At 71.3% G+C, this 9,883-nt stretch carries 10 protein-coding genes; all 10 read right to left on the bottom strand.

Features of this window, described 5'->3' with window-relative positions; translation table 11 throughout:
• Nucleotides 1–194 precede the first annotated feature (194 nt).
• Complete coding sequence (locus tag D7X55_RS28585) at nt 195–884, bottom strand: response regulator (protein ID WP_120552831.1); 690 nt, start codon at nt 882–884, stop codon at nt 195–197.
• Nucleotides 885–975: 91 nt separating this feature from the next.
• Nucleotides 976–1,455, bottom strand: coding sequence for a histidine phosphatase family protein (locus tag D7X55_RS28580; RefSeq protein ID WP_120552830.1), 480 nt, complete (start codon nt 1,453–1,455; stop codon nt 976–978).
• A gap of 65 nt (nt 1,456–1,520) precedes the next feature.
• Nucleotides 1,521–1,961 (bottom strand): DUF1634 domain-containing protein, encoded by a 441-nt coding sequence (locus D7X55_RS28575; RefSeq protein WP_120552829.1) that lies wholly within the window; start codon nt 1,959–1,961, stop codon nt 1,521–1,523.
• Nucleotides 1,958–2,821, bottom strand: a complete 864-nt coding sequence (locus D7X55_RS28570; RefSeq protein WP_121724711.1) for a sulfite exporter TauE/SafE family protein — start codon at nt 2,819–2,821, stop codon at nt 1,958–1,960. Before D7X55_RS28570 ends, D7X55_RS28575 begins: the two co-directional genes overlap by 4 nt.
• A 96-nt stretch (nt 2,822–2,917) precedes the next feature.
• Nucleotides 2,918–3,139: a hypothetical protein gene (locus tag D7X55_RS28565; RefSeq protein WP_121724710.1), complete on the bottom strand. Its 222-nt coding sequence runs from the start codon at nt 3,137–3,139 to the stop codon at nt 2,918–2,920.
• Nucleotides 3,140–4,906, bottom strand: coding sequence for a chloride channel protein (locus D7X55_RS28560; protein WP_120552832.1), 1,767 nt, complete (start codon nt 4,904–4,906; stop codon nt 3,140–3,142).
• 102 nt (nt 4,907–5,008) lie between these two features.
• On the bottom strand, nt 5,009–6,547 hold the full coding sequence (locus tag D7X55_RS28555; protein ID WP_158626435.1) for a S1C family serine protease: 1,539 nt from the start codon (nt 6,545–6,547) through the stop codon (nt 5,009–5,011).
• A 200-nt stretch (nt 6,548–6,747) separates the two neighbouring features.
• Nucleotides 6,748–7,698, bottom strand: coding sequence for a metallophosphoesterase (locus D7X55_RS28550; protein ID WP_120552825.1), 951 nt, complete (start codon nt 7,696–7,698; stop codon nt 6,748–6,750).
• Nucleotides 7,699–7,711: 13 nt separating this feature from the next.
• Nucleotides 7,712–9,073: a cell wall metabolism sensor histidine kinase WalK gene (locus tag D7X55_RS28545; RefSeq protein ID WP_121724708.1), complete on the bottom strand. Its 1,362-nt coding sequence runs from the start codon at nt 9,071–9,073 to the stop codon at nt 7,712–7,714.
• A 7-nt stretch (nt 9,074–9,080) separates the two neighbouring features.
• Entirely contained in the window at nt 9,081–9,761 is a 681-nt protein-coding gene (locus tag D7X55_RS28540; RefSeq protein WP_120552823.1) for a winged helix-turn-helix domain-containing protein, read from the bottom strand.
• Between the last annotated feature and the right edge of the window lie 122 nt (nt 9,762–9,883).

The following is a 9,883-nucleotide window of genomic DNA, read 5'->3' as shown; positions in this document are numbered from 1 at the left end:
CTTCCGGGGAGGAGGGGGCCTGGGCCATGGCGGCGCTGGAGCTCAACAGGGTGAGGGCGACGAGGAGTGGGCGCATAGAAGGTCGGCGGGCGTCTCGGGGGGTCGAGAACGCGCAACGATCTATGGGGCGGATGTGGCTGTTTGACGGCCCTTGCGTGACAAATGGGTAACGGAAAAAGAGGGCGCCTCCCCGCCTACCCGGCCGCCGGGTCCACGATGCGGTAGCCCACGCCGCGCACCGTCTCCAAGAGGGCACGCGCGGGGCCCAGCTTGTCGCGCAGGCGCATCACGTGCGTGTCGATGGTGCGCGTCTCCAGCGCGCTGGACAGGCCCCAGACCTGCTCCAGCAATTGCTCGCGCGTCTGCACCCGGCCAAGCCGGGCCATGAGGTACTCCAGCAAGCGGAACTCCAGCGCGGTGAGGGGCGTCTCCTTCTCCTCCACGAAGAAGCGGTGCTGGGTGATGTCCAGGCGCAGGGGGCCCAGGGCCAGGGGCGGGCTGCCCTCCTGGGGCGTGGACGTGCGCCGGAGGATGGCCTTGAGCCGCAGCACCAGCTCGCGCACGGAGAAGGGTTTGACGACGTAGTCGTCCGCGCCGACCTCGAAGCCGCGGATGCGGTCCGCCTCCTCGCTCTTGGCGGTGAGCATGACGATGAGCACGTCTCGCAGGCGGGGGTTGGCGCGCAGGTGGCGGCAGACCTCGATGCCGGACAGGTCCGGCAGCATCAGGTCCAGCAGCACCACGTCCGGGGGCTGCTCGCGCGCGGCGGTGAGCGCCGCCTCCCCGGTGAAGGCCACGCGGGTGGTGAAGCCCGCGCCGCGCAGGTTGAAGTCGATGAGCTCCGCTAGATCGCGCTCGTCGTCGACGATGAGTACGTGGGACATGGCGGGCACGTACTGTGCGCGTCTCGCTTCGCGCCCGCGTGACGCGCCGGCAACAAGTGCGTCACGTCCGTCACGCACCCGCGACGCCAGCTCAGGGCCGCCGCAGGGAGCGGCCCGGCGCGGCCATCCACTGCAGGGAGAACGCGCGCCCCTCGGGCTTGAGGGCGACGGCGCAGCCCTTGCGCAGCTTGTCCGGCAGGGCATGGCCCAGCGCGAGCGCGGCGGCGCGCTCCAGGGAGGGGTTGTGTCCCACCAGCGCCCAGCCCGGGCCCACGTCGCGCGCCAGCTTGAGCACGTCGCGGGCCGCGCCCTTCCTGGGGACGAGCGCGGGGTGGACCTCCACGTGGGACAGGCCGAGCGCGTCCGCGAGCAGCTCCGCGGTCTGCACCGCGCGCACCAGGGGGCTGGTGATGATGCCCATGAGCGGCGTGAGGCGCGCGAGCTTCTTCGCGTGCTGACGGAAGGCGGCGCGGCCCTGGGGCGTGAGGGCGCGGGCCTCGTCGCCCAGGGCGTGGGAGTCCTCGGCCACGGCGTGGCGCACGAGGAGAATGGGCAGGTCGCGTTCGGCCATGGGCGCGCGTTGTAGTGCGATTCGCGCCCGCGTGGATGTGACGAACGGGTGGACTGCTCTGTGGATTACTCCACGCCGCCCAGGAAGAACGCGAGCAGGAGCAGCGCGAGCACGCCCGTGGTGATGGCGGCGAAGGTGCGGTCCTTCTGCGCGCGGAAGATGCCCAGGGACAGGGCCACGCGCAGCACGGGCACGGTGATCATCACCAGCAGCCCCGCCATCACGAAGGACTGGCCGCGCACGGCCATCACGCCCTCGAAGACGTCCGTCAGCTGGTGCGGCGCGGCGTCCGGAGCCGTGAGGCGCTGGAGCGCGTCCGGCGACGAGAAGTAGTCCGGGTGGCGGAAGAACGTCATCACCATGCCGCAGGTGACGAGCGACATGCTGAGCAGCACACCGCCACGCAAGAGCTGGCTGATGAGCAGCTCCGGCGTGAGCGGCACCACCTCCTGCGGGACGGCGGTGGTCTCTTGAGGAGACGGAGGTTCACCGGGTTCCGGGCTCATCCGCGGATTCCCTTGGACAGCATCTCGTACGACACCCACAAGAGGACGGCCACGAAGAGCATGCGCAGCGAGCCGCTCTTGAGCTTCGTGAGGAAGCGCGAGCCCATGAACGCGCCCAGCGTGACGCCCACGCACACGGGGCCGGCGATGAACGGATCGATGTCGCCGCGCGCGAAGTAGATGCCCGCGCTGGCCGCGGCCGTGACGCCAATCATGAAGTTGCTGGTGGCGGTGGAGACCTTGATGGGCAGCCCCATGGCCAGGTCCATGGCCGGCACCTTCAGCGCGCCGGAGCCGATGCCCAACAGGCCGCTCACCGTGCCCGCGATGTACATGAGCCCCAGGCCCACCAGAGGCCGGTGCACGCGGTACGTCACCTCACCGCCGGTGGACACGTCGTAGTAGCTGCCGTGCAGGCCCAGCCGGTCCGCGAGGGCATCCGGCGGCGGCTCCGCGCGGGGGCTGCGGTCCTCGCGCAGCTTGCGCAGCATCGCGAGCGCCGAATAGGCCATCACCGCGCCGAAGAGGAAGTACAGCGCGCGGCCGCCCACCATGCCCGCGAGCATCGCGCCCGACACGGCGCCCGCCACGGTGGCCAGCTCCAGGAACATGGCCACGCGCAGGTTGGCCAGGCCGTCACGCACGTACGCCGCAGCAGCGCCGCTGGACGTGGCGATGACGGACACGATGGAGGCACCCACCGCGTAGCGGATGTCCACCTTGAGCACGAGCGTGAGGACGGGGATGAGGATGAGGCCGCCGCCCAGGCCCAGCAGCGAACCCAGCAGGCCCGCCCCAATGGAGACGCACAGCACGATGGCGACGAAGTTGAAGGGAGTTGCGTCCAAGACGGCGGCCATCTTCCTCCTGGCCCTCGCGCATGCAAGCGCTTCACGCTCAGCCCGTCTGGTTGCCCGCTCTGGACCGTCCCCAGAGGGCAGGGTGCCGATGGCCCTTCAACGTTGGCGGGGCGCGTCCGGGGGCTGCGGCATGGGCCAGCCCTGGAACAACGGCCATCCCCGGTAGGGGTTACCCCGGGTGGGTTCTTCCGTGGGTTCCGTTGACTCCGAGTGCAGGCCCGGGTTCGGCGGTGTGCGCAGCAGCACCCATGTGAGCACGATGCACAGCAGGCTCATCACGACGATGCTCCACGCGCGCGTGCGGGGCTCCAGCTCCATCTAGAAGCGCCCCCGCTTGAGCAGGTCGCCCTTGGAGAGGGAACCCAGCAGGTGCCGGCGTCCGTCCACCACGGGAAGCCGCTCCAGCTCCGTGTGGCCGAACCGCGCGGCCACCTCCGCCAGGGACAGGTCCGGGGTGATGGGCTGCACACCGGTGTCCATCACGTCCGCGGCCACCGTGGCCTGGAGCAGCGAGTGGTCCGGCAGGTGGCCCTTGAGCGCGTCCAGGGTGATGACGCCCAACAGGCGCCCATCCGCGTCGGTGACGTACAGGTCCGCGCCCGGGGGCTGCTCCAGGAGCAGCACCACCACCTCGTTGAAGGGAGCGGAAGGGGGCACGCGCTGCGTTGCCGGAGACAGGAGCGAGCGCACGCCCTCCTCGCGCAGCCAGTGCGGCACGGAGGCCGGCACGCGCACGTCGCGCTTCGCGAGCACGGACGTGTAGAGCGACTCCGGCTCCAGCCGGCGGCTGACGACGGCGGCCACCACCGCGGCGAGCATCAGCGGGAGGATGAGGTCGTAGTCGCCCGTCATCTCGAAGATCATCAGCACCGCGGACACGGACGCGTGCGTGGTGCCCGCCAGCACCGCGCCCATGCCCAAGAGCGCGTAGGCCCCGCTGGGCGCCGCGCCGCCTGGAATCGCCCGCTCCACCAGCATCCCGAACGCGCCCCCCAGCAGCGCGCCGAAGAAGAGGGACGGGGTGAAGAGCCCGCCCGGCACCCCCGCGCCCGCGCACAGCGACGTCACCGCCAGCTTCGCCAGGGGCAGGATGAGCAGCAGCGCCAGGGGCAGCGTCCCGTGCAGCGCCATGTTCACGGAGTCGTAGCCGTTGCCCATGAGGTACGGCCCCGCGATGGCGGTGAGGCCCACCACCGTCATCGCGACCAGCGGCATGAACGGCGTGAGCCACGACGGCAGCTTGTCCAGGAGGTCCGAGGCGAGGTTGATGCCCCGCACGTAGAGCGCGGAGGCCCCGCCCACGAGCACGCCCAGGAGCAGCGCCAGCACCAGCTCGCGCGGATGGGTGAGGGCGTAGTGGGGGATGACGTAGCTGGGGTGGTCCGCGATGAGCGTGCGCGACACGAGCGTCGCCACCACGCACGACACGACGATGGGACCGAAGAGCTCCAGCGCGAAGCTGCCCAGCAGCACCTCCAGCCCGAAGAGGGCCGCGCCAATGGGCACGTTGTACGCGGACGCGATGCCCGCCGAAGCGCCGCACGCCACCAGCACGCGCGCCTGGCCCGGGCCCAGCCGCAGCCACCCGGACAGCGCGGAGCCACTGGCCGCGCCCGTCTGGAGCAGCGCACCTTCACGGCCCAGGGGGGCGCCCAGCGCCACCGCGATGATGGACACGAAGCCGCGCAGCAGCGCGCGAGGGAAGGGCAGCCGGCCGGACTTCACCCAGATGGATTCGATGATGCCCGCGGTGCCGTGGCCGCGCAGGGGCTGACCCACCACCAGGGACACCCACGTCACCAGCGCGCCGCCCAGCACCGGCACCAGGAACCGGCGCCACCCCGGCGACGCGAGCGCGCCCTCCAGGAAGTGCTCCGTGGTGCTCTGCCAGAACAGGTGCTGGGTGAAGCGCAGCACGGCGAGCAGCGCCACCGCGCCCAGCCCGGAGATGAGCCCCACGCCCACCACCAGCACCCAGAAGCGCCGCTCCTGACCCAACAGCCCCCGGAGGATCCGCCGCAGCCAGGGCGAGGGTTCCCCCGTCCTCAGGTCGGGATGCACGGCTCCGGATGTGGGTTCGGGCATGGCCTCCACACCTGTCCAATGTACGGAGCCGGGAAGGGGCTTCCCGGGAACATGCGCGCCTTTCCGGAAGAGCCCCGCCCGGCTGGCTGTCCTCCAGACGGGTTACCTGCCCGCCGGAGTCCTGGCCTCCTTGCCCTGCGCGCTCTTCGCGGGCTGGCGCGTCTGGCCTGCCGGTTCACCCGTGAGGCCCAGGTGGATGCCGGGGGGCGGCGGGTTCTTGAGCACGGACTCCGTCCGCGTCGCGGGCTCGGTGGCGTCCGGCGCGAAGCGGTCCGCCAGCTCCGCGGCGGTGTCGCTCAGGTCCCGGTGCGCGACGATGGTGCGCTCCAGCGTCTTGCCCAGCCGCGCCGAAGTGTCGAAGGTCTGCCGCGATTCATCCGAGCCCGGCAGCGAGTCCTGGTACGAGAACGCGAGCGTCGCGTCCCTGCGCATCGCGTCCAGCAGCCGGGCCAGTTGCTGTTGCAGCTCCGCGTCCTGCTCCGCGCGCGGGCGCTCCAGGAGGCCCCGCTCGCCGCCGAACCAGACGCGCCCCACCTTGCCGAAGCCCTCGTCCGTGGAGGCCACGGGCAGGTCCTCCATCACGATGAGAGGGTGCACGCGGCGCGGGAAGTCCTGTTCGTACAGCGCGAAGAGCAGGGTGCCGTCCGCGCGCGGGAACACCGCCGCGGTGCGCGAGCCGAAGGGGAAGAACGGCGTGGCGGACACCTCCGCGCGCTTCGCCACGCGGGCCCGGGCCAGGGCGTCCAGCGGCGTCGTGCCCTCCTGCGGACGCTTGGGCGTGCGGCGCAGGTTGGTCATCAGGTCGCGCGCCTGATCAATCCCCACCACCACGTTGAGCGCGCTGCCTCGCGAGTAGCCCGCGTGGTAGACGCCCACCAGCTCGAACTCGCCCGTCTTGCAGGAGATGGCCAGCACGGGCGACCCTGAGTTGCCCTGTGACAAGAGCGCGTCGATGACGAAGTCGTCGTGGTACCACTCCTTGTACTCGTCGCGGTCGTAGGCGGAGATGACCTTGCCCATGTTGGTGGCGTTGAAGACGCCCAGTGGGAAGCCGCGCACGTCCACCACGTCGCGCTCGCGCACGGCGGCGCTCTTGCCCACCTTCCACGGCATCACCGTCAACGGCGCCTTGGACTTGATGACGGCCAGGTCCAGCTGCGGATCCACCACGGCCTTGGACAGCGGGACGTCGTCGCGGTCGTAGTGGTCCGCCTCGTTCTCCACGATGCTCAGGCCGTCCTTCACGCGCTTGCAGCCGGAGGGCACGCCGTCCACCGGGTGCGCGTCGCTGGTGACGTCCGGCCACTCCACCACGTGCTCGTTGGTGAGCAGCAGCGTCTCCCCGGCCTGCTGCTTGTACGCGAACGCGGTGCCGTGCGCGGACACCGGCGTGCGCGTGCGGCGCACGTTGCCCTCCGCGCCGTAGGACAGGCACTCGTACACGGCGGTGCTGCGCACGCAGTACGTGTACTTCTTCTGCATCGCCTGCTCGAAGGCCCGCGCCTTGGGGGACAGCGCGGCGTAGCTGTCCGCGTACTCGCCCTCGCAGTACGGCGCGGGGGGAGGGGAAGGCAGAGGCTCTGCTTCGGTGGCGGTGAGGGACACCGCCATCACCGACAGTCCGACCATCCACCCGACCATGGCCCCTCCCGCGTTGTCGTCGCTGGGGTTGTTGCTAAGGACCGGCGCGCCCACGTGCATCTGTGCGCGCGGGAGGCCGAGCGGATTTCGCGGTGCGAAAAGCCCGCTGTCCGTCAGAAGCGGCGGCGCGCGTGTCCATTCCCGGACGGGCCTGCCCCACGCGCACGCACCCGGTGGGCGCGGGCCTCACCCGTCCAGCCTCACCCGTCCAGGTCGTTGAGCGCGTCCGGCGGCAGCGGCGAGGCGCCCGTCACCGTGCCGTCCAGGTCCAGCGGCAGCGTGGACGGATCGACCTCTGGCGGAGGGTTGTTCTCGAAGGGCGCGGCGAGCGCGGGCCGCGCGCCTCCAGCCCCCGGAGGCGGACGCAGCACGGGCCCCGGCGGAGGCAGCCCCGAGTGCCGCCGCGCGGCCTCCATCAGGGCGTTGTGGTGGCGGTAGCGCGCCTCCACGAGCTTGTGGATGAGCAGCGGCCCGCCGGGCACGCGGCGCGCGGTGAGGGCCTGGGTGGCCTTGCGCACCGGGTAGCGCACGCGGCGGATCTGCACGCGCCAGCCCTTGGGCGTGAAGGTGAAGACGCCGTAGGCGGGGCGCAGGTCGCCGTCGCGGGGAATGCCGGCGCTGGCCACGTCCGCGATGAGCATCCGGCCCACGCGCCGGCGGTAGGGGAAGTGCAGGTGCCCGAAGGCGCACGCGGCCGCGTCCAGGTGCGTGAAGAAGCGGCGCACCGCGTGGTCGTCCAGCGTGGGGTCCAGCGACTCCTCCAGGTTGCGGGGGTTCGCGTGGCAGATGAACAGGTCCTGCCCCTTGCGCGGCGTGTAGCGCAGGGAGAAGGGCATCTGCCCCAGCTGCTGGAGCAGCGCGTCGCCCAGCTGGTCACGCGTCCAGCGCAAGAGCTCCGTCTTCCAGTGGTCGCGCTCGCGGTACGCGCCGCCCAGGTAGTTGCCGGCGAGGTACGCGTCCGTGTTGCCCATGATGAGCGCGTGGCACTTGCTGAAGAGCAGCTCCACCGTCTCACGCGGGTGCGCGCCGCGAAGGGCCAGGTCTCCGGCCGCGACGATGTAATCCGGCGCCACCGACCTGGTGATGTCGTCCAGCACGGCCTCGCAGGCCGGAAGGTTCCCGTGAATGTCCGCGAGGATGGCGACCCGCATGGCCGCACCCATCCTAGCCCGTCGCCGCCGTCGGGCCAGCCGCCGAGGGTAGAAAAATGACGAAGGTACTGCCCGCGTTCGGCTGGCTCTCCACCTTCACCTCGCCATCCATCGCGCCCATCAGATGCTTCACGATGGAAAGGCCCAGTCCCGTCCCCCCCATGTCCCGGCTGCGACCCTTGTCCACCCGGTAGAATCGCTCGAAAATCCGGGAAAGATGCTTGGGCTCGATTCCCACGCCTGTGTCGCGCACGCGCACGACGCACCGGCCGCCCTCGTACGCTCCGTCCACGTCCACCCGGCCGCCCGCGGGCGTGTACTTCACCGCGTTGTCGAGCAGGTTGAGGAGCACCTGCTCGATGGCCCGCCCATCCCCCAGCGCCACCAGTCCGGGCGGCACGTGCAATCCGATTTGCTGGTTCTTGCCCTCGGCCTTGGGGCGCACGCCCTCCGCGGCGCGGGAGACGGCCAGGGCCAGGGACACCTCCGTGCGCTGGAAGGTCATCTCGCGCGCCTCCAGGCGGGAGAGCTCCAGCAGGTCCTCCACCAGCTCGGAGAGGCGCTCGGACTGGCGGTGGATGATCTCCACCATCTTCGGGGCCACCTGGGTGTCCTGGAGCGCGCCGCCCTGGAGCGTCTCCGCGTAGCCCCGGATGGCGGTGATGGGCGTGCGCAGTTCGTGGGAGACGTTGGCCACGAAGTCCTTGCGCACCTTTTCCAGGCGGCGCAGCTCCGTGACGTCGTGGAAGACGGCGGCGCTGCCGGGCAGGTCGCGCCCCACGGGCGTCACTCGCACGGCGAGCGTGCGGGAGTACAAGCCCTCGAGCGTCAGCTCCAGCCGCGTGGAGGCGCCTTCATGGCAGGCGCGCGCCACCGCGTCGTTGAGCGTTTCGTTGCGGATGAGCGCGAGCGGCCGCTGCCCCACGATGGCGCCGTTCGCGGGCCGCAGCATCTCCGCCAACGCGTCGTTGTGGCGCACCACGGTGCCCTCCGCGTCCGTCACCCACAGCCCCTCCGCCATGCCGTCCAGCACGGCGGTGAGGATGCGCGCCTCCTGGTTGAGCGCGGCGGCGCGCATGGACAGCTTGTCGTCCAGCGTGTCGATGGCGTCTTCCAGCTGCGCCAGGTCGTCCGTGCGCTCCAGGCCCGCGGGCGGCGTCACGTCCCTGCCCGCCGCCAGCGACTGCGTCTTCTGGGTCAGGGCGCGAAGCTGGCGCTCCATGGCCACGCGGCTGGTGCCCAACGCGAGCGCGGCGCCCGCCAGCGTGACGAGCCCCGCGGCGAGCGCGCCCGCCGGGTGCCCGAAGACGACGAGCAGCGTCGAGACCAGGAGGGGAGGAACGAGCAGCGACAGGAGCGTGAAGCGCAGGGGCATGACGGCCTCACGGAGGGCTGAGCTTGTAGCCCACGCCGCGCACGGTCTCGATGATGTCGCCCGCGGGGCCCAGCTTCTCGCGCAGGCGCTTGATGTGCGTGTCCACGGTGCGCGTGTGGATTTCCGCCTGGATGCCCCAGACGTCGGACAGCAGCACCTCGCGCGTCTGCACGCGGTCGCTGCGCTCCAGGAGCGTGCGCAGCAGGCGGAACTCCAGCGCGGTGAGGATGATTTCCTCTCCCTTGACCCGCACCTGGTGGCGCGACGCGTCCAGGCTGATGTCGCCCGCGGCCAGCAGCGCGGCGGGGCCTTCCTCCGCGTCCGCGCGGCGCAGCACGGCCTTCACGCGCAAGAGCAGCTCGCGCACGGAGAAGGGCTTCACCACGTAGTCGTCCGCGCCCAATTCCAGGCCCTGGATGCGGTCCGCCTCCTGGCCCTTGGCGCTGACGATGACGACCGCGGCCTTCTTCAGCTCCGGGTCGCTCTTGAGCATGCGCAGCACCTCACCGCCCGCCACGTCCGGGAGCATCAGGTCCAGCAGCACCAGGTCCGGAGGATGGGCCCGCGCCCGGGCAAGCCCTCCCGCGCCGGTGTTCGCCGTGTCCGTCTCGAAGCCCGCCGCGCGGAGGTTGTAGTCGACGAGTCCGGCCAGGTCCTGCTCGTCCTCGATGATGAGGATTCGCGCCATGAAGGGTGCTCCCGCGAAGGGATGGAATGCGTGGCGTCCCGTAACAGATTCGTTCCAGCCCGCCGGGCACATCCATGTGACATCCAGGCTCCATGCCCGCCCGCCCTCCTACCGGGGGGGCT

It is taken from the genome of Corallococcus sp. AB049A (assembly GCF_003668885.1).
Lineage (GTDB): Bacteria > Myxococcota > Myxococcia > Myxococcales > Myxococcaceae > Corallococcus > Corallococcus interemptor.
This window is presented reverse-complemented; position numbering and strand designations above follow the sequence as displayed.

What these genes read in the sequence shown, in the direction of transcription:
- D7X55_RS28550 (WP_120552825.1), bottom strand. Translation starts at nt 7,698, where the DNA reads ATGCGGGTCGCCATCCTCGCGGACATTCACGGGAACCTTCCGGCCTGC.
- D7X55_RS28575 (WP_120552829.1), bottom strand. Translation starts at nt 1,961, where the DNA reads ATGAGCCCGGAACCCGGTGAACCTCCGTCTCCTCAAGAGACCACCGCC.
- D7X55_RS28545 (WP_121724708.1), bottom strand. Translation starts at nt 9,073, where the DNA reads ATGCCCCTGCGCTTCACGCTCCTGTCGCTGCTCGTTCCTCCCCTCCTG.
- D7X55_RS28560 (WP_120552832.1), bottom strand. Translation starts at nt 4,906, where the DNA reads ATGCCCGAACCCACATCCGGAGCCGTGCATCCCGACCTGAGGACGGGG.
- D7X55_RS28555 (WP_158626435.1), bottom strand. Translation starts at nt 6,547, where the DNA reads ATGGTCGGGTGGATGGTCGGACTGTCGGTGATGGCGGTGTCCCTCACC.
- D7X55_RS28565 (WP_121724710.1), bottom strand. Translation starts at nt 3,139, where the DNA reads ATGGAGCTGGAGCCCCGCACGCGCGCGTGGAGCATCGTCGTGATGAGC.
- D7X55_RS28580 (WP_120552830.1), bottom strand. Translation starts at nt 1,455, where the DNA reads ATGGCCGAACGCGACCTGCCCATTCTCCTCGTGCGCCACGCCGTGGCC.
- D7X55_RS28570 (WP_121724711.1), bottom strand. Translation starts at nt 2,821, where the DNA reads ATGGCCGCCGTCTTGGACGCAACTCCCTTCAACTTCGTCGCCATCGTG.
- D7X55_RS28585 (WP_120552831.1), bottom strand. Translation starts at nt 884, where the DNA reads ATGTCCCACGTACTCATCGTCGACGACGAGCGCGATCTAGCGGAGCTC.
- D7X55_RS28540 (WP_120552823.1), bottom strand. Translation starts at nt 9,761, where the DNA reads ATGGCGCGAATCCTCATCATCGAGGACGAGCAGGACCTGGCCGGACTC.